Origin of the sequence: Sulfurimonas crateris (assembly GCF_005217605.1) — a bacterium.
Classification (GTDB): domain Bacteria; phylum Campylobacterota; class Campylobacteria; order Campylobacterales; family Sulfurimonadaceae; genus Sulfurimonas; species Sulfurimonas crateris.
The window spans coordinates 220,818-244,707 of sequence record NZ_SZPX01000001.1 but is presented as its reverse complement, the minus strand read 5'-3'; the positions used below and the strand labels follow the sequence as shown (position 1 = coordinate 244,707).

Genomic DNA, 23,890 nt, shown 5'->3' with positions numbered 1-23,890 from the left:
GTTGAATTTTATTCCCTACGGTAAGCAAAATATTACCCAAGATGATATAGATGTAGTGGTAAAAACTTTAAAATCGGACTATCTTACTACAGGACCAAAAGTAAAAGAGTTTGAAGATGCTATTGCAAAATTCAGTGATGTGAAGTATTGCGTAGCTGTTTCAAACGGAACAACTGCTCTGCACTTAGCCTCTTTAGTGTTATTAAACAAAGGCGATAAAGTATTAACAACTCCAAACTCATTTTTAGCCACTTCTAACTCTATTTTATATGTGGGAGCAAAGCCAATCTTTGTAGATATTACAAAAGACGGAAATATTGATTTGGATCTATGTGAAGAAGAGTTAAAAAAAGATTCAACAATTAAAGCTATATATGCAGTCGCATTTTCAGGCAATCCTCTAAACCAAGGCAGATTAAAACATCTAAGAGAGACATACAAAGTCGCCATACTAGAAGATTGTGCCCACGCCATCGGTGCAGCTTACAATGGGATTAAAGCCGGAAGCTGTGCAAATAGCGATATGTCTATCTTCTCTTTTCATCCAGTAAAACACATTACCACCGCAGAAGGCGGAGCAATCACCACAAACTCTAAAGAGATATATGAAAAACTTTTAATGCTAAGAGCCCATGGTATGGTCAAGACGCCAGATATGAAACCGTGGGAGTATGAGATGAGAGAACTTGGATACAACTATCGTATTACAGATATACAGTGTGCTTTAGGTTTATCTCAGTTAAACAGATTAGAGAGTTTTATAGCAAGACGAAAAGAGATCGCAAAAACTTATGACAGTGCCTTTAAAGGTACAATCGTACAACCGTTATACACATTTGATGGCAACTCTTCATACCATCTCTATGTTGTTCTTGTTGACTTTACAAAGATAAATGTCTCAAAAGAGGAGCTGTTTATTAAACTCAGAGAAAAAGGTATAGGCATTCAACTGCACTATATTCCAATAAATAAACAGCCATATTATAAAAATTTAGGTTATGGGAATGAGCATACGCCGGTAATGGATAAATATTACGAAGAGTGCTTCTCACTTCCAATGTACCCTTCTCTTAGTGATGAGGAACAAGATTATGTTATTAAAACTTTGCTGGAGGTGCTAAATGGCTAGAGCCGTAGCAATTATTCCTGCACGCGGCGGCAGTAAAAGAATTCCAAAAAAAAACATCAAAGATTTCCACGGACTGCCGCTTATTGCATATAGTATAAAAGCAGCTTTAGAATCAAATCTTTTTGAGAAGATTATTGTAACGACTGATGATGAAGAGATAGCAAAAATAGCAAAAGAGTATGGTGCAGAAGTTCCATTTTTGCGACCAAAAGAACTCTCCGATGATTTTACGGGTACGGGTGATGTGGTTAAGCATGCTATTGATTATTTAAAAGAGCATGGTGAAGAGTTTGATTATGTTTGTACTATCTATGCAACCGCACCGCTTTTGCAGGCGAAATATTTAATAGAAGGGTTTGAAGCACTTAAAAACTCAGATGCCATTAACGCTTTTTCTGCAACTTCTATGCCTTTTCCTATCTGGCGTACTTTTAAAATTGATAAAGACGGAAGATGCGAAATGTTCTGGAGAGAAAATTTCAGTAAAAGAAGTCAGGACCTAGAAGAGGCTTATCAAGATGCGGGGCAGTTTTACTGGAAAAACCTAAATAAAAAGAGTGACGATATAATGTTTTCAAAGGATAGTATGCCGATTATACTTCCAAGATATTTAGTTCAAGACATAGATACTTTAGAGGATTGGGAGAGAACCGAGTACATGTATGAAGTAATCTATAAAAAAGGAATTTAACTTATGCAGTTATCAGACTATATGCCATTAGAAAATATACACATAAACGGGATCTTTAATGAGCTTGGTTATTCAGATAGCACGGGTAGACATGTCCTGACATTTTGCGACAATTTAAACTATTTAAATATAGCTCTAAAAAATGATAGCATATCATCAATAATAATAAAAAAAGATTTATTAGAATACACGATAGATAGCAAAAAAGGGATTTGTATCACCGAAGAACCAAGAAACACTTTTTTTGAGATATATAATTTATTAAGAGAAAACAATTTACTAAATATTAACCGCGATTACGGAGTTGGCAGCAATGTGAACATTGCTCCAACTGCTATAGTGTCTGATAAAAGCTACATAGGAAATAACAGCGTAATATCTGATAATGTAATTATTAAGGATAATGTTTTTATAGGTAATGGTTGCTTTATTGATGCCGGGGCTATACTTGGGAATGATGGTGTCCTTTATATGGAAAAAGAAAAAAATAATATATTTATAAGACATGCCGGAGTAGTTACAATAGGTAATAATGTGACAATACTCTCTAACGCTGTTGTTGTTAAATCTGTTTTTCCAAATATGCCCACTAAAATAGGTGATTATTCAATAATCGGAATTTCAACAACAATTGGACATGAGGCTGTAGTTGGTAAAAATTGCAGAGTACTCGGGAATTGTGTTGTAGCTAAAAATGCTCAAGTTGGAGACGGAAGCATTATTGGCACTTCATCTGTAATAAGAGAAAACATTACTCTTGGAAAAAACGTTGATGTTAAAGCAGGCAGTGTTGTAATTAAAGATGTAAAAGATGGTGGAGTTGTTTCAGGAAACTTTGCAATGAACCATAGTTTGAATGTAAAAAACTATTTTAAAGGTCAAAAATAAACTCATGTACGATATAGCCATATGGACGCCGATAAATCCAGAAAGTGGTTTTGGCCATTTCTACAGAATGTTTGGTTTATATGAAAAACTTTTAGAAGAGAAGCAGAGTGTAACTTATTTTACAAATAGTGATTTTATAAAGTTAGAAAAAATAGATATTTTACATATTAAAACAGACTCTATTAATAAAATAATTGAATTTTTACAAAAAAAATTAGTAAAGATGATAATAATAGACAACTACGATGTAAGTCAAAATGAAATAAAAGAGTTAAATAAATATTTTAAAATAGTATATTTTGACTATAAATTTCTAAATCCAACAGTAGATGCCATTGTTAATTTTAACCCATATGCACCAGAAAAATATAAAAACAAGAATGAGCAAACAAGATATTTTTTGGGTCTAGAGAATATGCTTTTTAGAAAAGAGATAAAAGCTGAGAAAAGTATAGATATTAAAAAAAAGAACATTTTCATTAGCATCGGTGGGAGCGATGTAGGGCATATAACCTATAAAATCTTGCCTTTTTTACCTTCTGCTATGCACTACAATATTGTTTTAGGAAATGGGTGTTCTAAAGAGTATTATGAAGAAGTAGATATAAGACTAAAACAGTTATATTTAAACTACTGCTTGTATAGGCAGCCAAAAAATTATTTTGAAATTTTAAGAAGCAGCGAGTTTGTAATCATAAGTTGCAGCACTACTGCTTATGAGGTCATCTATTTTTCAAAACCATTTGTTTGCATAAATGTCGTAGAAAATCAAGATGAGTTAACTAATTATCTAAATAGCAAAAACATAACAACACTAACAAAAGACAATTTAGAAGATATAACAGATATAATTAATAAAAACAGATTCAAAATTTTAGAAGAATCATGGTTTTCTAGTCAAAATAATCTATTATATGATTATATAAAAGAGGGTGCAAGATGAAAAAAGATGATTTAGAGTTTTGTTTTAAAGGCAGTAGAACTTATGTTCAAGGACCAGATATATTTGATGCAGTTGTAGATACTATTAAAAATGATTTTGATGTATCTAAAATGACTGATATAAAATATGCAGCACATGACATGCTTTTAGCAAATGCAAACTTAATAGTAACAAATGACTTTAAAAAAGAAGATTTTGAAACTATTAATTCAATAATTACTTTTAAACAAGATGGTACAAAATACTATGCAGTAGTATCTCAAAGTGACACTAAAATCGAATGTTCAAATGAATATAGTGAAGAAATAGTTCGTACTCAATCAATAATTAAAGATAAGATTATCTCTTTTGAAAATATTTTAGAAGATAGCATAACAGAGATAACTGTTTCTATGAATAAATATTTTTTACAAGAAACAGAAACAAAAGATGGAAAATGGATAGTTACGAAATTTGAATATCCAAAGTTAATCAACTTGGATAAAATAAAAAATAAGACTTTAAAATTAGAACTTACTAATAATTTTAATAACAAACTTACTAAAAGTACAATATTTGTAAATGAAGAAGCAGTAGGTTACCTTTATTTTTCATTGATTTAGGAGAAAAATATGTTAGGGATAAAACAAATAGCAAGTTATCTACCAGATAATAAAATATCTAATTATGATAAAAAAGAGAAGTTTGAGCTTGATGATGATTTCATAGAAAATAAAATAGGTGTAAAGTTCCATGCCTTAAAAGAGAAAGAGGAAAAGGCTTCAGACTTATGTGTAAAAGCATTTACAAACTTGACGCAAAAACTCAGTATCAATAAAGATGAGATTGATTGTTGTGTTGTGGTAACTCAAAATCCAGATTTTAATATACCTCATACATCTGCGATTGTTCACGGTAAACTTGAACTACCTCAGAATTGTGCCTGTTTTGATATATCTTTGGGGTGTAGCGGATATGTGTATGGATTATCAAACATCATCTCGTTTATGAAGAACAATAATTTAAAAAATGGACTTCTTTTTACCGCTGACCCATATTCAGATATAATAGATAACGAAGATAAAAATACTGCACTGCTTTTTGGTGATGGCGCAACAGTAACTTACATAAATGAGGATGGAACCTTTGTTCCAAAAGATTTTAGTTTTGGCACAAATGGAAAAGATTATAGAGAGTTGCTTTGTGAGGAGAAACTTTATATGAATGGCAGGGCAGTATTTAATTTTGCGGCGACGACTATACCTAAACATATAGAAGCACTTCTTCATAAAAATAATCTAGAAAATAGTGACATAGATAAATATGTACTGCATCAAGGAAGCAAATATATAGTAGATACTATAAGAAAAAGACTTAAAGTAGATGAGTCGAAAGTGCCTTTTGATATGCATGAATATGGGAATACCGTCTCTTCTTCTATCCCTATTATTTTAGAAAAAGAGATAATAAAAGAAGAGAACAGAAGGTTTTTGATTTCTGGGTTTGGTGTAGGACTATCTTGGGGTAGTGCTATAATAGAAAAAGTTTAATTTAAAAAAAGGAAAAAAAGATGAAAGCAACAGTAGAAAATGTAAAAGAAGTGATAGCAGAGGCGGAAGTGCTAGGTGATGCAAGTGAAATGAAAAACGATATACCACTGAGAGATCAAGGTATAGATTCTCTTGATGTTGTAAATGTTTATTTATTGCTTGAAGAAAAGTTTGATATTAAAATTCCTGATGAGGATTTAAGTCAAGTACGCACAATCAGTGATATAGTTGAGTACATAAATAAAAAAGTAGATTAAAAAAATATGAAAATTGGTAATTTTGATTTAGATACAGACGGTGTTTATATAATTGCCGAGCTTAGTGCAAATCATAACGGTAGTTTAAAAAATGCACTTGACTCTATAAAAGCTGCAAAAGAGATAGGAGCAAACTGTATAAAACTCCAGACATATACGGCAGATACAATTACGCTCAACCATGATTCAGCAGATTTTATGGCAAATCCAAATGGCTTATGGGCAGGAAGAAAATTGTATGATTTGTATAATGAAGCACACACTCCATGGGAGTGGCACAAAGAACTTTTTGATTATGCCAGAAGTATAAATATTGATATATTCTCTTCCCCTTTTGATAAACGTGCAGTCGATTTTTTAGAAACATTAAATCCGTCTGCTTATAAAATAGCATCGTTTGAGATTACGGACTATGAACTTATAAGATATACGGCTTCAAAGATGAGACCGATGATTATATCAACAGGTATTGCTACGATAGATGAGATACAAGATGCCGTGGATATATGCAGAAGTGTCGGAAACGGTGATATTGTGCTTTTGAAATGTACCAGCTCATATCCAGCACCGCTAGAAGAAGCAAATCTTTTGACAATTCCAAATCTTGCCCAAACATTTGGAGTTATATCCGGTTTTTCAGACCACACTTTAGGCTCTACTGCCCCCATTGTAGCAGCAACTTTAGGTGCAAAGGTTATTGAGAAGCATTTTATACTTGACAAATCTATCGGCGGTCCCGACGCAGACTTCTCTATGGACAAGCAAGAGTTTTTTGAAATGGTCAAAGCCATAAGAGATGCGGAAAAGCTTTTGGGCAAGGTAGACTATAGTTTAAATGAAAAGAAAAAAGCATCTAGACACTCTTCAAGAAGCCTTTATGTAGCTAAAGATATCAAAAAAGGTGAACTCTTTAGTGAAGAAAACATACGAAGTGTAAGACCGGGTTATGGAATGCACCCGAAATATTTGAAAGATGTCTTGGGCAAAAAAGCACAAATGGATTATGAGTTCGGAGAACCTCTAAAGTGAAATATACAAAACAGGATGTTATTTGGAAGATATAAACAGCATAATAACAAAAACCTTTAATGAAAATATCTCGTATATAGAGCAGAATCATCCGCAGCTTTTTTCAAAACTGCTTGCCCTTGACAACGCTGTAAGCCACTCCTATTATCAAGAGAGATATGAACTTGTATATGAAAACGGCTATTTTGATGTTTTTGAAAAAAAGACGAACAGCTATCTCTACTCCAAAGACAGCAAAGTTCACGCATCACTTGCTCAAGAGAGTATAGATTATACTCTAGAAGAAAATCTCTTTGAGGGATTTCATAAGCACGCTATTTCACTGGATGATTTAAAGCGATATGAAAAGGAGAAACCATTTGTACACCATATGAGCGGTTTTGCGCCTATTATCTACTACACGAACAGCAAATCACCAAAACAAAAAGAGCTAAAAAAGATAAATAAGTTCATATTTTTTGGTACGGGCCTCGGCTTGCATATAACTTCAATTCATAAAAAGATCAAGTCCGATATGTATCTTATCATAGAGGATGATCTGGAGCTTTTTAGACTCTCTCTTTTCGTTACTAACTACAAGGAGATAGCACTGGATGCAATACTCTTCTTTTGTGTATTTGAAGATGACAACCAATTTTTTACAACTTCTACAAACTTTTTAAAAACAAAACATTACTACAATCACTACATAAAATATTTTCATATATTAAGCCATAGCGAAGAGAAGATAGAGCAGTTTCACGTAGCGGTAACATCGCAGGCTCATCTGCTATTTTTCTACCATCATCTTTTAAGGCAGTATCTAACACCGCTTGAGTATATTTTCGATGATTATCGCTTTTTAAACATTTCGCTAAGTCTATCGGATAAACTAACTGATGAAAAGCCTTTTCTACTACTGGCTGCCGGACCGTCGCTGCAAAAAAACATGGAGTGGCTCAAACAAAACCGTGACCACTTTGTGGTCGTTGCCCTATCTGCAACCCTCTCCATTTTGGAAAAGGAAGATATAAAACCGGACATTATCACCCACCTGGATGCTTTTGACGCGGCAAAAGCCCATTTTGACAGGCTAAATTCTCTAGAGTTTATCAAAGATTCCATATGTATGTTCACCGCAAGAACCCCAAAAGAAGTCGTTTCTATGTTTGACAAAGAGAGACTTTTCTTTTTTGAGACAGGCACGCAGTATAAAAAACTATCTTTAAAACCATCGGCACCCTGCGTAGGTTCCCTAACATATCAACTACTGCTAAGACTCAATGTTAAAAACCTCTATCTTCTCGGATTGGATTTGGCAATAGACAGCAAAACCGGAAAAACACACGCTGATGGACACGAGTATGTACAAACCCTTAAAATGCCTGAGAGTTCGGCTCAAAAAGATAAGATGTCGTTCAAAGACACTCTTTTTTATGTAGATGGAAACTTTACCGACAAAGTACAGACAACACCAAATTTTAAAATCTCAATCGACGCCATAAACCAAGCTACAAAGATCTTAAAAAAAGAGTCTCAATCCGTCTTTAACTTAAGCGATGGAGCAAAATTTATAGGTACGCTAAGCAAAAAACCAAGCGATATAACACTTAAATCAACTCAAGATATGAGAGCCCATATATACAACTTATGCCTTAAAAACTTCTCTTCAAAACTGGATGAGAATGAGATAAAAAATTTGTACAACAAACTCTCTCATGCAAGAGAAATGCAAAATATCATTATGAACCATAGTAAAAATGAGAGATCAGATGCAAAAGAGTACTTAGAGGGGCTTGAAAAACTTTGCCTTTCCATAAGCAGCAGAGAAAATATAAGCAATTATGAACTTGCCCGTGTTTTAGACACATACAACCAATATATTCTAACTTACATCTTTGATTTTTTTAACACGGCTGGATTAGAAAATGAAAAAGAGCATATTGAAAAAATAGACGATTTTCTCGTCTCACATATGCTTAAAATTATAGATTTTTACCGAAATGCTTTGGACTCAAGATTGTAATAAAAAACAAATGGTAAAATCAGCATATAAATGAAAGAGGTTATAATGGAATCTATAGAGACAAAAGCGATCCAAACATATGAAAAAAATTTAGAGTATTTTGCCCATAACCATAAAGATTTGATGGATAAACTGCAAAGATTTAATTTGGCCCTGGAAAACGGTAGCTATGCGCCGAGATATGATTTAGAGTATATAAAAGGTTATTTTGATGTCAAGGAGTTAAAAAGCGGTCGATACCTTTACGATGGTGACAGCAATAAGATCTCAAAAGAGCTATGCAAACAGGTAGATTTTTATAAAAGCTCATTCAGTTTTGAAGGCTTTCCTTTGTACAAATTTTCGGAAGAAAAACTGGCAAATTTAGATGATAAAAGCAGTGGTTTTGAAGGCATTTTCCCTGTAATGAACTATTACATTGACAACACAGACGAGCGTGATGAGATGAGCAAAATTGAGAAGTTCATCTTTATCGGTGTCGGTTTAGGAGTTCATGCATCTCTTATCGATGAAAAAATCAAAGCAACCGAATATTTGATTATCGAGGATGATATTGAACTTTTTAGACTATCCCTTTTTGTAACTCCATACTTTGAGATAGCTCAAAATTCCAAGCTCTACTTCTCCATAGGAGATGATGAGAATATTTTTCTCATTAAGATAAATAGGTTTTTGCAAAACACCTTTTTTTATAACAGATATCTAAAGTACTCCTACTTTCCAGCACACTCAAACAACAAAATAAAGCAGATTCAAAATGCCCTCACATCACAATCATTTACTGTATTTCCATACAAAACACAACTCAAAAAAATATTACGTCCTCTAGAGTATATAAATGACGGGTACAGAGTACTAAATCTATCAAGACACTTTGAGAACTCTATATTTTCAAAAAAACCTGTACTCCTGATCACCGCCGGACCATCACTTAAAAAAAACATTGATTGGCTGAAGGTAAATCATAAAAAGTTCATAGTTATTACTGTAACTGCAACGCTTAAAACTCTATATGATAACGGGATTGTTCCTGATATTGTTACACATATTGATGGATTTGAAACCTCACTCCCCCACTTAGAAAACTTTCCCGTTAAAGAGTTTTTAAAAAACAGCATTATTATACTGGGATCTTTTTCACCAGCAAAAATGAGAGATATCTTCTCAAAAGAGCAGATCTATTATTATGAAGACCAAGTAAATTATTTTCAAAATTTTGGACAATTTTCTGGAGGAAGATGTGTAGGCTCCTCAACTCTCTTGCTTTCACTTATACTTAATACCAAAGAGCTCTATCTGCTTGGACAAGACTTGGCAGTTGATCAAGAGAGCGGCTCTACCCACTCTGAGGATCATATATACAGCTCAAAAAAAGATATGTTGACAAAAGACAACCTAGAGAATGTTATGTCACTTAGAAAAAATCTCTTCCCTATAAAAGGAAATTTTACGGATACTGTATATACTACATCGCTGTTTCATGGATCTATACAATCTCTATACGCCGGCATACCGAGATTAAAACTTCAAGATCAAAGCATCTATAATCTTAATGACGGTGCATACATACATCTAGCCATACCAAAACAGATACAAGATATAAACGTAGACTCATTTGAAACAGTTGACAAACAAGCGCTAGCCATCTCAATAAACAAACTTCTAGATAGCTACTCTACTAAAGAGCTAAGCAGTGATGATGTAGATCTAATAAAAAAACGACTTGTCTATTCAAAAGAGATCAAAAATATAATTCTCGACCATCAAAACAGAGTCTCAAAAACAAATAAAGACAAATATCTTTACGATCTGCTGGGTGTAACCTCTCAATTACTCTCAAGGCATGACAATGTTAGCAACAGCTTAACTGTAATATACCACAGCTTCTTTAGCTATGTTCTGCCTATAATCATGGATTTTTTCAATACCAAAGGGCTGAAAAACAGCAAAAAGCATATAAAAGTATTTAACAGTTTTATAGAAAAAGAGCTTCTTGATATAGAAGATATTTACGAAAAGAGTCTTGAAGATTTTATAGAAAAGCGGTGTTAAAGAAAATGGTGAAGTCTTAACCTCACCATTTCTGAAGAAACGTATCCGCAGCTTACGCTGCTTCAACGATTGTCACTACTGTAACAATCTTAATACGTTTTGCTGAACAGCATTAGCCTGACTCATAGCATACGAACCAGATTGAGCCAAGATATTGTGTTTTGCAAAGTTTGCAGACTCAGCCGCAAAGTCAACATCACGAATCTGAGACTCAGCCGCTTTAACGTTCACTTGAGTTACAGATATATTTCTAACGGTTGACTCTAGTCTGTTTTGAGCAGCACCAAGGGTAGCACGAAGATCATCAACCGCTATGATAGCAGCATCCATACTTGAAATCGCTATCTCTGCATTAGTTTGTGTATTTACTGTGTATGTACCAGCAACAATCGCTGTAACTTGTGCATCCCCAATCGTTACAGATTGCGTCTCATTTGCATATGCTCCTGTATGAAATGTAAATGAAGCTTTACTTCCATCTAAAAGATTAATACCATTAAATGCAGTTGTAGTAGCAATGTCATCCGCCTGTGCCATAAGAGCCGTGATTTCTCCAGAGATGTAACTACGAGAAGTAGTACTCTGCGTGTCGTTGGCTGCTTGAACTGCAAGCTTTCTAACTCTGTTTAGGATATTTCCATACTCTTCAAGAGCACCGTCCGCTGTTTGGATAAGACCGATACCGTCATTAGCATTTCTTATTGCTTGACCAAGACCGTTTGACTGAGCTGAAAGCTGGTTTGCAATAGCAAGACCCGCAGAGTCATCCGCTGCTCTGTTGATTCTTAAACCTGAAGAAAGAGAGTTAAGACTTTTGTCAAGTCCAACGTTGTTTTGTGTAGCACTTCTGTGTGCGTTCATCGCACCAATGTTTGTATTAATTCTAAATCCCATAATAAATCCTTTTCGGGTAGAGCCTTACGCTCCAGTTAAATTTTTATCTCGGCTTCCTTGCTTTGATATTAACTAGATCGACAGCAAAAAAAATAACTTTAATTAATTTGCAAATATTTTTAAAATATTTTCTTGTTTTTGCTATTTCTACTTTTTTTGCTACACTTCCAAACTTAAAACAACTATACTATATATATATAGGAAAACTATTTGAACCTAATTATCGTCGAATCACCCGCTAAAGCAAAGACCATAAAAAACTTTCTCGGCAAGGATTATGAGGTCATCGCATCCAAAGGTCACATACGCGACCTCCCAAAATCACGCTTTGGAATTTCCATTGATGAAGAGAACCATCTAGTTCCTGCATACAGCGTTGCAAAAGAGAACGCCGCAACGGTTAAAGAGATAAACGCTTTGGCAAAAAAGTGCGACACGATATATATCGCGACCGATGAGGACCGTGAGGGTGAAGCTATCGGATGGCACATAGCACACGCTATCAAAAAAGACCCGCAAGAGCTTCCTAGAATAGTTTTTCATGAGATAACAAAAACCGCTATAAACCACGCATTGGAGAATGCCCGCAAAATAGATATGGATATGGTAAATGCTCAGCAGGCACGCCGCATACTCGACCGTGTCGTGGGCTACAAACTCTCGCCGCTTCTTAGTTCAAAGATACAAAAAGGACTCTCAGCAGGTCGTGTTCAATCCTCTACGCTCAAGCTTGTAGTAGACCGCGAGAGAGAGATAAAAGCGTTTGTACCCGAGGAGTACTGGACAATAGACACTCTCTTTAAAAAAGATATAGAAGCTACGCTTACACAACATAAACAAAATAAACTATCAAAACTCTCTATAACAAACAAAGAAGAAGCAGATGCGATAGTTGGTAGTGTAAAAGCCGACTCGTTCGTCATCTCAAAGATAGAGACAAAAGAGAGAAAGAGTGCAACTCCTCCGCCGTTCATGACATCAACGCTTCAGCAGACCGCTTCAAGCAAACTGGGATTTACCCCAAAAAAAACAATGATGGTCGCGCAAGCGCTCTATGAGGGCGTTAAGACTCCAAGCGGAACAAGCGGTGTCATCACCTATATGAGAACCGATTCACTCAATCTTGCACAAGAGGCGGTTAGCGCTGTTCGCGGTGTAATTGAGAGCAGATTCGGAGAAAAATATCTTCCAAAAGAGCCTAAGGTCTATACTAAAAAGGCAAAAGGCGCACAAGAGGCTCACGAAGCTATACGCCCAACTATGCTTCAATTTACTCCAGAGGTCGCGGCATCATTCCTAAAACCTGATGAAATAAAACTCTACCGTCTTATATATGAGAGATTTATGGCATGCCAGATGAACGACGCGCTATTTGAGCAGCAGAGCATCATCTTTAGCGGCAAAGAGAATGAGTACAGAGCAAGTGGAAGAAAGCTTATTTTTGACGGATTTTACGCACTGACTGGGGCGGAAGATAAAGACAAACTTCTACCTGCGCTTAAGGAGGGTGAGAAGGCTGAGATACAAAAAGTAAAACAGGAGCAGCACTTTACGGAACCACCTGCGCGCTACTCAGAAGCGGCACTTATCAAAAAGCTTGAGAGCGAGGGAATCGGTCGTCCTTCAACTTACGCTCCAACTATTGCAACTCTTAGCAACAGAACTTATGTGACCATTGAAAAGAAGCAGATCATCCCTACAGATATGGCATTTACGGTAACAGAGATACTTGAAAAACATTTCCCAAATATTGTGGATGTATCTTTTACTGCAAATATGGAAGAGAAGCTCGATGAAGTAGCAGACGGGCATAATGACTGGCAGAAACTACTGAGTGACTTCTACTTTGAGTTTGACGAGAAGGTTAAAGAGGGCAAAGAGAAGATAGTCTCACTAAAAGTAGCAAAACCCCTAGGCCGCGCTTGTCCAAAATGCGGTGAAGAGCTGCTTCTTCGTTCAGGAAGATTTGGAGAGTTTATCGCGTGCAGCGGTTTTCCAAAGTGTAAATATACAGAACAGGTTGAGGGCGAAAAAGAGGATGGAGAGAAATTAAACTCCGAGTCAAGCAACGAGATATGCGATAAGTGCGGCAAAGAGATGGTTGTCAAAACGGGCAGAAACGGTCCATTTTTGGCATGCAGCGGATATCCTGATTGTAAGAACACGAAAAGCATAAACGTAGAGGAGAAAGTAAGCGAGACCCCGTGTCCTGAATGCGGCGGAAAAATAAGCCTTAAAAACTCCAGACGCGGTCCATTCTGGGGATGTGAGAACTACCCTAAATGTACCTTTATCTCCAAGTTCGAGCCTACAACCATAAAATGTAAAGAAAAAGGGTGCAACGGCGCTTTGGCAAGAAGAACATACAGAGGCAAAGAGGTTTACGAGTGTATAAAGTGTAAAACCAGAACACCGATAGAAGATATAGAGTAGAGAAGAGCATGAAAATAGGTATCATTGCAGACACGCACACGAAGGTTAAAAAAGCCAAAAGAGCGATCGATACCCTCATAGCAGACGGTGCCGAGTTTATGCTGCATGCCGGCGATATTGTAGATGTAGAGGTTCTTAACCTCCTCAAACAGAGCGGTTTGAGATACGAAGCGGTCTACGGAAACAATGATGCGCATCTCTTCCAGTTTCACAATCAGTTCAATCTCGTTCAAGAGCCGTACTACTTTAAACTCTCAAACACAACATTCAAACTTATGCATCTCCCTTTTTATATGACTCCTGATACGGATGTTGTAATATTTGCACATACACATGAGTTCTCCATAGAGTTTACGGGCAATACCCTCTTTTTAAATTCGGGCGAGGTCTGTGCCAGAAACAAGCCTCTCTCGGAGTGGGCGATGCTAGAGATAAAAGATGACGAATTTGTGGTGACAAGATATACAAGAGCAAACAAGAGTGATGAGATAAAAAAAGAAGAGTTTAACTATATAAGAGAAAAACAATGAACAAAGAGATATTTTTATGCTCCATCTGCAACATCAACAGCGGTACCTGCAATGAAGATTGCAAATTTTGCTCTCAAAGCGTGCGCTATAAAGCTGACATAGATAGATACAAACAAAAAGATATAGAGCTTATTTTAAAAGAGGCAAGCGCGGCGCAGCAAAACGGCGCTTTGGGCTTTTGTCTCGTAACGGCAGATAAAGGGCTCAATGAAAAAACTCTCTCTTTTGTCTGCTCGATCGCCGAAGTTTTAACTAAAGAGGTGCCCCAGCTCAGACTTATTGCATGCAACGGCACGGCAACGCTTGAGCAGCTTCTTACACTCAAAAAAGCTGGTATAAAAGCCTATAACCATAACTTAGAGACCTCAAAAGAGTTCTATCCTCAAATTTGTACGACCCACTCTTGGGATGAGAGATATGAGACTTGCAAAAATGTAAATGAGGCGGGTTTGGTTCTTATCAGCGGAGGGATTTTCGGACTTGGAGAGAGCCAAGAAGATAGAGTCTCGATGCTTGAGTCTTTAAAATCACTGAACCCGACATCAGTACCTATAAACTTCTACCACCACAACGAAGCGTTGGAGCTCAGTCCCAATCCGCTAAATGTGGATGAAGCGCTCTCTTTGGTAAAACTCACAAGAGAGATGCTCTCTGATGCCGAGCGTATCATGATTGCCGGAGGCAGAGAGCTTATGTTTGGAAAGAGACAAAACGAGATCTTTTCACACGGGGCGAACTCCATAGTAATAGGCAACTACCTTACAACAAACGGACGCGAGATGAGCAAAGATCTCGATATGCTAAGATCGCTTGGTCTTAAAATTGCAAAAGCTGTGAGATAACATAATGCATGAAAATGTAATTCTTATAGTAACTATCTCTCTTATAATCATCTTTTCACCATTCTTTGCGAAGCTTTTAAAGATTCCGCTTACTCCCGTTGAGATAATATTTGGCGCTATTTTTGGATACGCTGGCTTTTTACATGAAGAGCACCTCTTTGATCTGGTTGCAGAGTTTGGATTTTTATATCTTATATTTATAGCCGGAACTGAGATCAATCTAAAAAACACGCTTAAGACACCAAGAGAACTGGTCAATAAGATTGTTATCTATCTTGTTATCTTATACGCATTCTCAATCGCCCTTTCTCTCTATTTAGATCTTGGAAAGATATTTATGGTGCTTATGCCGCTTATCTCTGTCGGGCTTATTGCCACTCTCTCAAAAGAGTACGGTAAGACTCCTTGGCTCTCGCTCTCCATGACGGCTGGAGCAATAGGCGAGATAGTAAGTATAGGCTTTTTAACACTTACATCCGCGGCACTCCAATCGGGTATAGGAGAGGGTCTGATAAAAACAGTTCTAGCACTTATACTATTTTTGCTATTTATGTTTTTGCTATTTCGCGCTATGGAGCTTCTCTTTTGGTGGTTTCCCGAGGTCTCCACATCCCTTATGCCGCATAATGACAACAAAGAGCAGGATATAAGGCTCTCTATGGGGATATTTTTCATTCTTGTAGGTGCAATGCTCTATCTTGATCTTGAGCTTGCCTTTGGGGCATTTTTAGCAGGGATGTTTATTCCTACCTTTTTTGAACACAAGCATGAACTTCCCGAAAAACTCGCCTCTTTCGGCTTTGGTTTTTTAGTACCTATATTTTTCATTCATATCGGAAGTTCATTTAACCTGGAGATGCTCTTTATGGAGGGGCTTATAACAAAAGCGCTCTTTATAACACTTGCTATGACGCTTATGAGAGTGGTGGCATCTTTGGTATTTATAAAGGATCTCGGTTTTATAGACTCAATCCTGATGGGACTCTCACACTCTATGCCGCTGACACTTCTTATCGCAATGGCAACTCTTGCATATAATGCAAACAGTATTGATGAGCTTCACTACTACGCTCTTATTTTAGCTTCTCTTTTCCAGGCGATCGCTATAATGATCATTATCAAGTTGATAAACAACTACAAAATAAAAAAAGGTATAGAGCCTGCTTGATAATTTTGCCAACCCAACAGAAAGGGGATAGCCTATGAAAGCTCTGCTAGCATTTTTACTTACCGTTTTAATAGCCTCCGCACAAAGCTACAAAGAGTTTGCCAAAGAGATGGGATACGAGACAAACTACGATACGGCACTCAAAAAAGCAAAAGATGAGAACAAGGGGCTTATGGTAGTTATAGTCACAAATAACTGTCCGTGGTGTATAAGATTTGAAAAAACGACACTCTCTGATAAAACTATAGATGAACTTATAAAGAAAAAGTATATCCCTCTCATCATAAATAAACGAGAGGGAGGATTTCCGCCATACCTCAACACTCCCTTAGTGCCTACAACCTATATTATAGACCCAAAAGATGAGCAGTCAGACTATGAGAGAATGGGTTTTATGGGTAAGGCAGAGTTTTTAGAGCTCTTTGAAGAGCTTGAGCTAGAATAAGCTCTCTCTACTGCTCTTGCTCCTGTATATGACATGCAATCGCATAGCCGTGGTTAAGCCCTAGAGCTATACTTCCGCCTGATTCTTGAGTTATATCGCCGGCTACAAAAAGTCCTTTGACATTTGTCTCATAATTATCGTCATGTACAGGTTTGCCATCCTCCTCTTTTATGCCCGAACTTGCCAAAAATGCGCTTGGCGTAGTGCCGCCGATGGCATAGATAACTCTGTCAAAAGTTCGCGGCTCTATATCGTTAAAGATGACTTTGACCCTGCCCTCATCACTCTCTAACGAGACGATATCTATCCCTAAAATGGGTTCGACCTCTTTATGCGAAATAGCATTTGCGATATCACGCTGGTTTGTAGGGTTAGCGCGTCTAAAGGTCTCTCTTCTGTAGCATATAAAAACACTATTTTGTCCACTTAGATCAACAGCGTACTCGATCGCGCTGTCCCCGCCGCCGACAACCAACACCTTCTCGCCGCCAACGCAGCCGTCTAGTGTAAAGCCTACTCTGCTTTTTATCTCTGGCGGTATCTTATAGTCTGGCTTATTTGGTTTTCCCATTCTACCTATAGTGACAACTACATACTTCGCCGTTATGCTGCTGCCAGCGATGAAAACCTCAAAATATCCATCTCTTTTCTCTATCTTTTGAACCTCTGTATGTGTTTTAAGTTCGACGGAGTGGTTTGCCAAGATCTCATCAAAAAAATCCAGCGTTGTCTCTTTTGTACCGTCAACAAAGTAGATCCTGCCGTCAAGCTCCACCTTCTGACCCTTCCAATCCTTGTCTACCCTTTTGTTATCCTTGTAATATTTGCGTATAGTGGAGTTGTGATTCTCATCCTTTTCAAACAAAATGATATCTCTAATGCCCAAAAGATAACTCTCAACCGCCGTTGCAATTCCTGCAGGACCGGCACCTATTATCGCAAGATTGTACATATGACTCATAATTATTCCTTATAACATATTGTCAACATTCTAACATAATAAAAAAACAATCTAAATATTTTTTATACTATAATTTCAAAAATCAATCTATGTTGGAAAAGCCATGCCCCGCGTTGACAGTCAAAAATTCTACTCATCAGCCATAGACAAGTACGGCATTACGGCAAAAGGGGTAAACTGGCACTCTAAAGAGTCTCAAAAAATAAGGTTTGATATTATTTTAGAGATGCTTCCCGATGAGCTAAACTCATACAGCATTGCAGATGCGGGGTGCGGTTTTGGAGACCTGTACCTATATATGACAAAGAGAAAAAGAGCTCCAAAAGAGTATATCGGTATAGACTCCCTTGCTGATATGTACTCCATCGCAAGTGAGAGAACAGGGTGCGAGATTATAATAGCAGACATCTGCAAGGAGAAGCTTCCTGCGGCAGATTATTATGTCTGCAGCGGCGCTATGAATGTGCTTGAAGAGTTTGAAACACACCTATTTGTGCAAAACTGTTTTAACGCCAGCCGAGTCGGTTTTATCTTTAACGTGCTTCACGGGGAGAGAAAAAGTGAGACATACAACTATCTTACAACCTCGCAGATAGAGCAGATGGCGGCACATCTGGGAGTTCAAAAAGTAGTTTTAAGAGATGATTACATGCAAGAGGATATAACCGTCCTTTTTCTAAAAGAGTCTATCTGATGTGTGCAGTTTTTGGGATCTTAGGAGAGTATGACGCAACTACTGCCAGAGCTGCTCTTGGCAGACTTACTCACAGAGGACCTGACTTTTGCGGTGTTGTAGAGAGAGAAGACCTCTTTTTTGCGCATCAGCGTCTTGGCATAACAGACACTCACCACCGCTCAAATCAGCCGCTCTCCTTTGAGAAGATACTGCTCTCATTTAACGGAGAGATCTACAACTTCAAAGAGCTTAGAGATGAGCTCAAAAACGACTTTTATTTTAAAACCCAAAGTGAGGGCGAGGTTATTATCGCGGCGTATCTTAAGTGGGGAGTCGGTTTTGTAGAGCACTTGCGCGGTATGTTTGCAATCGCACTTCTGGATGACGAGACTCTCTACCTTTTTCGCGACAGACTCGGCAAAAAACCGCTCTTTTATCTGCATGGGAGATCTTTTATATTCGCATCTGAGATAAAAGCGCTTCTGCCCTTTTTGCAAAAAGTTGAGATGGATGAGGATGCGCTTCTTAGCTACCTCTCATTTTTAGCTCCCGTCCCTCCCTTTACCTTTTTTAAAAACATAAAGAAGTTGGCAGCGGGCGAGTACCTTACTTTTAAAAATAAAAAAGTCGAAGTAAAACGCTACTTTGACCTGCTGGATGCCACACCAAACCTCATCACAGAGAGAGATGAAGCCGTGTTCACGCTAGAAAATCTTCTACAAGAGTCCGTAAATATAAGACTTAGCGCAGATGTTCCAATGGCATCGCTGCTCTCAGGAGGAATCGATAGTGCTCTAATAAACGCCTTTGCCATAAAAAACGGAGTAAAACTGCAGACCTACACACTGGGCTACAAAGATTTTGCAAAATATGACGAGAGGCAAAACGCCAAAGAGAGCGCGGAGTTTTTGGGTGTCTCAAATCAGGAGGTCGAGATCTTGCAAAACGACTTTATCGATGCGCTTGACAAAACTCTCGATACGCTTGACGAGCCTCTAAACGATCCGGCGGCAATCCCGCTCTACCTGCTTTTTGAGCGTATTAAAAAAGATGGCTACAAAGTGGTTTTAAGCGGAGAGGGGAGCGATGAGCTCTTTTTGGGATATAGACAATATTTTGAATTTTTGGATGTGCAATCACTCACAAAACTCAAGAACAGAAACTGGCTAAGCAACTATTTTCACTCTAACTTCTCGATGAACAGAGAGTGGGAGAGGTACAAAAGGGTTTTTGACAACACACTTCTGTTTCGCACCACAGGCGAGAGCTTTACAGACCTGCAAAAAAATATGCTTCTAAGAAGAAATGTAAGAGATAATGAATCGCTCAAATATATAAAGAGCTATAGAGAGAGATTTGAGAACTCACAACACCGTGATGAGAGCATCTGGTACAGCTATATTGACCTGCATCTTTTTCAAGCCGAGCACTTTTTGAGTAAACTTGACCGTGTAAGCATGGCGCACTCAATTGAATCACGCACACCTTTTTTAGACCATAAATTAGCGTCTGCGCTATTCTCGATCGATCCAAAGCTGCGTTACGAGGATGGCACCACTAAGTCGCTTCTTAAATCGATCGCAAAGCCGTATCTCGGTGAAAAAATTCTCTCTCGCAGAAAAAAGGGGTTCTCTAACCCATATATGGAATATTTGGTAGAGAGCAAAAAGATAGAGCTAATCAGAGAGGTAAACGACAAAAGCGGGATCTTTAAAAAAGATGCTATCGAGGAGTATATCCAAAACGCTTCAAGGGGAGCTTTTAAACAGCATGTCTGGGGGCTTTACGTACTAAGTGTCTGGATAAAAAAGTATCTGCTTTAGCTCTATTTTTTTAGCGAGCTAAGCGGTAGGAACTGTGATATCTCAGGGTCATAGTACTCTATCTCCCCGCTCTCAATATCGTAAACCCAGCCGTGAATTGAAACTTCATTCTTATCGACCCTTTTTTTAACAGATGGGTAAGTTAAGAGATTTTCAAGCTGAGAGATGACGGAGAGTTTTTCCGTCAGACGAAGAAGCGCTGTTTTATCTGCATTGGGTCCAAGTGCGATAAGCGCCTGCGACTTTGCGCTCTCGCCGAGTGTCAACCATGTTTTTGTATGAACAAGTTCAGGATCATCACTGCAGCTCTTGTTATGGATAGCCTCTATCGCCCCGCACTTTGTGTGACCGCATACTATGATATTTTTGACTTTAAGCACGCTCACGGCGTACTCAATAGCCGATGCGGTAGAGTGAAAATCCTCATCAGGTTTATATGGTGCGACAAAATTTCCTATGTTTCTCACGACAAAAAGATCACCAGGTGCGCTGTTTGTCATCAAATCGGGTACGACTCTTGAGTCAGAACACCCTATATATAGCGCTTTTGGCGTCTGCCCCTTTGTAGCAAGTTCCAAAAGCTCCTTTTCATGAGCCTTGAAATAACTTTTGCGAAACAGCTCGTTACCCTGAATAATGTTGTCGTGAGTCATTACAAAACCTTTTCTCTTTAAGGCAAAATTATAGCTAAAGAAAGAAAATTTGGATTTTGTTATTTGCCTTACTCGACTATCTCTATAGATATTACTTTTGTGCGATCTTTCTCGCACTCAAAAAGAGATAATCCTTCCCCGTTACCACTGCTCTGTACTTTTTTTGCTAAAACATATATTGTTTTTGTAACTTTATTTTAGCGACATGCAACAATCAAAAAAACAACCATATCTTGGTCTTTAAATATTATTTTCTTTATAATTACTTTATAGCACTAAAATTATAAATATTGCAAAATGACATATTTTTAAAGTGCTTTATCAAAAAATAGTACTATACATAATTAAAAGATATAATTTTAAAAATAGTAAGGGTTGGAAGTTGTCAAATATACTCAAAACATTCATAGATATCGTAAATAACTATCAAACTGCCGGAGCTAGTGTAACAACAGGAAACAATATAACAAACAATATGGGTGAGGACTTAGAAAACTATGAAAAAGATGCTTTTACAGACACGATGAATAAGCCAAACGGACAAATATGGCTGCAAAAGTTTTCACAAACTTACGTATATAGCGGAAATAAAAATAACCCAGAAGATTTGATTTTGAGAAATTGTGACGCTATAGAAATTCCTTATAAGAAGACAATAAGATGAAAGCATTAGATTTATTTTCAGGATGTGGCGGTTTCTCTTATGGATTTCAAGAAGCTGGATTTGATATTGTACTAGGAGTTGACAATGTAAAGGTTGCTCTAGATACATTTAAATATAATCATACAAATTCAGAAGCACTTGTAAAAGATTTGTCATGTAATAAAAATATTCAAGATATAGTAGATTTTTTGGATAAAAAAAATGGAGTGGATGTAATTATTGCTGGTCCTCCTTGTCAAGGCTTCTCACTTACTGGTACTAGAGATGAAAATGATAAGCGAAATGAGCTTTTTTATTCTGTATTTAAAATAGCACAACTCCTAAAAGCGAAACCAAAAGCAATCATTATTGAAAATGTGCCAGGACTTGCTACTTTATACAAAGGAAAAGCTAAAGTTGAAATTGAGAAAAAATTTAAAGAAAATGGCTATATACAAAACTCAACCATATTGTATGCTCCAGATTTTGGAGTTCCTCAAATTAGAAAGAGATTATTTTTTGTAGGTTTATTAGAAGAGTATGGTAAATTTGAGTTTCCAAATAAAATTTTGTCCCAAGACAACTATGTGACTTGTGAAGAAGCAATTTCGGATTTACCACATTTAAAAGATAATTTGGGTGCTGAAATATTAGAATATGCAAGTAAACCATTATCAGAGTTTCAACAAAACATGAGAAAAAATTCAACACAAGTACGAAATCATATAGGTACGGCTCATTCGGATTTAGTTAAAAGTGTAATCTCTCAAGTACCCGAAGGTGGAAATCATAAAGATTTACCAAAAGGAGTTGGAGAGAGTAGAAAATTTAATGAAGCATGGACAAGGTATCATAGTAAAAAACCATCAAAGACTATAGATACGGGACACAGAAATCATTTTCATTATAAATTTGATAGAGTACCAACAGTTAGAGAAAATGCTAGATTGCAATCTTTTCCCGATGATTTCATTTTTTTAGGCACAAAAACTGAACAATACAGACAAGTTGGCAATGCCGTACCACCACTTTTAGGCTATCACATTGCCAACAAATTAAAAGAAGTTTTACAATGAAATACAATTATATAGATTTATTTGCTGGTTGTGGTGGATTAACAGATGGCTTTGAGCAAACCAATAAATATATTCCTCATGCTTTTGTAGAATGGGATAAAAATGCTAGCAACACTCTCAAACATAGATTAAATACTAAGTGGAATATTGAAAATGTTGATGAGAAAGTTTTACATTTTGATATACAAAGAATGGATGAATTACTAAATGGCTTTGATGATGAAGAATATGGTAAACATATTGGATTAAAAAGATTAGTTAATAACACAAATATTGATGTAATTATAGGTGGTCCACCTTGCCAAGCTTATTCACTAGCTGGTCGAGTTCAAGATAAAAACAATATGAAATGTGATTATAGAAATTATTTATTTGAAAACTATTTAAAAGTTGTCAAAGAGTTTAAGCCTAAATTATTTGTTTTTGAAAATGTTCAAGGGATTTTAAGTGCTATGCCAGATGGGGTTAATATTATTGATAGAATTCGAGACGATTTTGAAAAAGAAGGATACGTGATTACATCCGATTTAAAAAAAACTGCATTATTGGATTCATCAGATTATGGAGTTCCACAAATAAGAAAAAGGGTGATAATTATAGGAATAAATAAAGAACTTACCAAGCATAATTCAGAAGATGTATTGGAAGATTTTTACTTAAATATCTTGCCGTCTTTCAAGGTTGATAAAAAAATTACAGTAAAAGAAGCTATATCGGATTTAGAGCCATTATATCCTTTAAATGAAAATCACAAATATAATGTTAAAAAAGTATCTCACCATAAATCAAATATTGCAAATCACATACCAAGATTTCATAGCCCAAGAGATATAGAAATTTTTAATGAATTAGCTCTTGATGTACAAAATGGCTCAAAAAAATACCCAAATATAGACTCTTTAAAGCAATTGTATTATGAAAAAACAGGCAAAAAATCATCTTTTCACAAGTACAATGTCCTTGCTTATGAAAAGCAAAGTAATACAATTCCAGCTCATTTGCACAAAGATGGATTAAGACATATTCATCCTGATCCAAAACAAGCAAGAAGTATAACTCCAAGAGAAGCCGCTAGATTACAAACATTTGATGATGACTTTGAATTTTTAGGAAGTCAAGGAGCTTGTTATCAAATGATTGGTAATGCTGTTCCTCCACTATTAGCAAAGAAAGTGGCTTTAGCTGTTGATGTTTTATTAAAAAAATATTTTATATAAAAAGGA

At 36.7% G+C, this 23,890-nt stretch carries 23 protein-coding genes; 20 read left to right on the top strand and 3 right to left on the bottom strand.

From position 1 onward, the window contains the following. Position 1: 1 nt before the first annotated feature. From pseC to FCU45_RS01170, 10 genes are read left to right on the top strand one after another with little or no spacing between them, the layout of a single operon-like run. Positions 2-1,129 (top strand): UDP-4-amino-4,6-dideoxy-N-acetyl-beta-L-altrosamine transaminase, encoded by a 1,128-nt coding sequence (pseC, locus tag FCU45_RS01215; protein WP_137011472.1) that lies wholly within the window; start codon positions 2-4, stop codon positions 1,127-1,129. Further along, a complete protein-coding gene (gene pseF, locus FCU45_RS01210; RefSeq protein ID WP_137011470.1) occupies positions 1,122-1,820 on the top strand; it encodes a pseudaminic acid cytidylyltransferase in 699 nt (232 codons plus the stop codon). The genes pseC and pseF overlap by 8 nt, the downstream gene beginning before the upstream one ends. A 3-nt stretch (positions 1,821-1,823) precedes the next feature. Beyond that, on the top strand, positions 1,824-2,708 hold the full coding sequence (locus tag FCU45_RS01205) for an LbetaH domain-containing protein (RefSeq protein ID WP_137011468.1): 885 nt from the start codon (positions 1,824-1,826) through the stop codon (positions 2,706-2,708). 4 nt (positions 2,709-2,712) lie between these two features. Beyond that, positions 2,713-3,651, top strand: a complete 939-nt coding sequence (locus FCU45_RS01200; RefSeq protein WP_137011466.1) for a hypothetical protein — start codon at positions 2,713-2,715, stop codon at positions 3,649-3,651. Beyond that, on the top strand, positions 3,648-4,253 hold the full coding sequence (locus tag FCU45_RS01195) for a hypothetical protein (RefSeq protein ID WP_137011464.1): 606 nt from the start codon (positions 3,648-3,650) through the stop codon (positions 4,251-4,253). The genes FCU45_RS01200 and FCU45_RS01195 overlap by 4 nt, the downstream gene beginning before the upstream one ends. A gap of 9 nt (positions 4,254-4,262) precedes the next feature. Next, complete coding sequence (locus tag FCU45_RS01190; RefSeq protein WP_137011462.1) at positions 4,263-5,180, top strand: ketoacyl-ACP synthase III; 918 nt, start codon at positions 4,263-4,265, stop codon at positions 5,178-5,180. A gap of 20 nt (positions 5,181-5,200) precedes the next feature. Further along, complete coding sequence (locus FCU45_RS01185; RefSeq protein WP_137011460.1) at positions 5,201-5,437, top strand: acyl carrier protein; 237 nt, start codon at positions 5,201-5,203, stop codon at positions 5,435-5,437. Positions 5,438-5,443: 6 nt separating this feature from the next. Continuing rightward, the gene (pseI, locus tag FCU45_RS01180) at positions 5,444-6,466 is read left to right on the top strand and encodes a pseudaminic acid synthase (RefSeq protein WP_137011458.1); all 1,023 of its coding nucleotides are present in this window, start codon (positions 5,444-5,446) and stop codon (positions 6,464-6,466) included. Positions 6,467-6,488: 22 nt separating this feature from the next. Beyond that, positions 6,489-8,471, top strand: coding sequence for a motility associated factor glycosyltransferase family protein (locus FCU45_RS01175; protein WP_137011456.1), 1,983 nt, complete (start codon positions 6,489-6,491; stop codon positions 8,469-8,471). Between the two features lie 45 nt (positions 8,472-8,516). Continuing rightward, complete coding sequence (locus FCU45_RS01170) at positions 8,517-10,523, top strand: motility associated factor glycosyltransferase family protein (RefSeq protein ID WP_137011454.1); 2,007 nt, start codon at positions 8,517-8,519, stop codon at positions 10,521-10,523. 75 nt (positions 10,524-10,598) lie between these two features. Here FCU45_RS01170 and FCU45_RS01165 read toward each other — a convergent pair whose 3' ends face one another. Next, positions 10,599-11,417, bottom strand: coding sequence for a flagellin N-terminal helical domain-containing protein (locus FCU45_RS01165; protein ID WP_137011452.1), 819 nt, complete (start codon positions 11,415-11,417; stop codon positions 10,599-10,601). 210 nt (positions 11,418-11,627) lie between these two features. Here FCU45_RS01165 and topA point away from each other — a divergent pair, with 210 nt between their 5' ends. Genes topA through FCU45_RS01140 form a run of 5 tightly spaced genes read left to right on the top strand, consistent with a single transcriptional unit; the run spans position 11,628 to position 16,835 of the window. Beyond that, positions 11,628-13,850, top strand: coding sequence for a type I DNA topoisomerase (gene topA / locus FCU45_RS01160; protein WP_137011450.1), 2,223 nt, complete (start codon positions 11,628-11,630; stop codon positions 13,848-13,850). Between the two features lie 8 nt (positions 13,851-13,858). Beyond that, positions 13,859-14,380 carry a metallophosphoesterase family protein gene (locus tag FCU45_RS01155; RefSeq protein ID WP_137011448.1) on the top strand — a complete coding sequence of 174 codons (522 nt, stop codon included), beginning with the start codon at positions 13,859-13,861 and terminating at the stop codon, positions 14,378-14,380. Further along, positions 14,377-15,222, top strand: coding sequence for a biotin synthase (locus FCU45_RS01150; RefSeq protein ID WP_137011446.1), 846 nt, complete (start codon positions 14,377-14,379; stop codon positions 15,220-15,222). Before FCU45_RS01155 ends, FCU45_RS01150 begins: the two co-directional genes overlap by 4 nt. A gap of 4 nt (positions 15,223-15,226) precedes the next feature. Beyond that, complete coding sequence (locus FCU45_RS01145; protein WP_137011444.1) at positions 15,227-16,390, top strand: cation:proton antiporter; 1,164 nt, start codon at positions 15,227-15,229, stop codon at positions 16,388-16,390. Between the two features lie 34 nt (positions 16,391-16,424). Then, positions 16,425-16,835, top strand: a complete 411-nt coding sequence (locus FCU45_RS01140) for a thioredoxin family protein (protein ID WP_137011442.1) — start codon at positions 16,425-16,427, stop codon at positions 16,833-16,835. 7 nt (positions 16,836-16,842) lie between these two features. Here FCU45_RS01140 and FCU45_RS01135 read toward each other — a convergent pair whose 3' ends face one another. Further along, a complete protein-coding gene (locus FCU45_RS01135) occupies positions 16,843-17,796 on the bottom strand; it encodes an NAD(P)-binding domain-containing protein (RefSeq protein ID WP_137011440.1) in 954 nt (317 codons plus the stop codon). A gap of 103 nt (positions 17,797-17,899) precedes the next feature. On the opposite strand from FCU45_RS01135, the gene FCU45_RS01130 reads away from it, so the two are divergent. Both FCU45_RS01130 and asnB read left to right on the top strand, forming a co-directional pair. Further along, entirely contained in the window at positions 17,900-18,490 is a 591-nt protein-coding gene (locus FCU45_RS01130) for a class I SAM-dependent methyltransferase (RefSeq protein WP_137011438.1), read from the top strand. After that, the gene (gene asnB / locus FCU45_RS01125; RefSeq protein ID WP_137011436.1) at positions 18,490-20,295 is read left to right on the top strand and encodes an asparagine synthase (glutamine-hydrolyzing); all 1,806 of its coding nucleotides are present in this window, start codon (positions 18,490-18,492) and stop codon (positions 20,293-20,295) included. Before FCU45_RS01130 ends, asnB begins: the two co-directional genes overlap by 1 nt. 2 nt (positions 20,296-20,297) lie before the next feature. On the opposite strand, the gene FCU45_RS01120 is transcribed toward asnB, so the two are convergent. Beyond that, the gene (locus FCU45_RS01120; protein WP_137011434.1) at positions 20,298-20,948 is read right to left on the bottom strand and encodes a carbonic anhydrase; all 651 of its coding nucleotides are present in this window, start codon (positions 20,946-20,948) and stop codon (positions 20,298-20,300) included. Positions 20,949-21,330: 382 nt separating this feature from the next. Here FCU45_RS01120 and FCU45_RS01115 point away from each other — a divergent pair, with 382 nt between their 5' ends. From FCU45_RS01115 to FCU45_RS01105, 3 genes are read left to right on the top strand one after another with little or no spacing between them, the layout of a single operon-like run. After that, positions 21,331-21,612: an NgoPII family restriction endonuclease gene (locus tag FCU45_RS01115; RefSeq protein ID WP_170175809.1), complete on the top strand. Its 282-nt coding sequence runs from the start codon at positions 21,331-21,333 to the stop codon at positions 21,610-21,612. Beyond that, complete coding sequence (locus FCU45_RS01110; protein WP_137011430.1) at positions 21,609-22,667, top strand: DNA cytosine methyltransferase; 1,059 nt, start codon at positions 21,609-21,611, stop codon at positions 22,665-22,667. Before FCU45_RS01115 ends, FCU45_RS01110 begins: the two co-directional genes overlap by 4 nt. After that, a complete protein-coding gene (locus tag FCU45_RS01105) occupies positions 22,664-23,884 on the top strand; it encodes a DNA cytosine methyltransferase (protein ID WP_137011428.1) in 1,221 nt (406 codons plus the stop codon). The genes FCU45_RS01110 and FCU45_RS01105 overlap by 4 nt, the downstream gene beginning before the upstream one ends. The last annotated feature ends 6 nt before the right edge of the window (positions 23,885-23,890 follow it).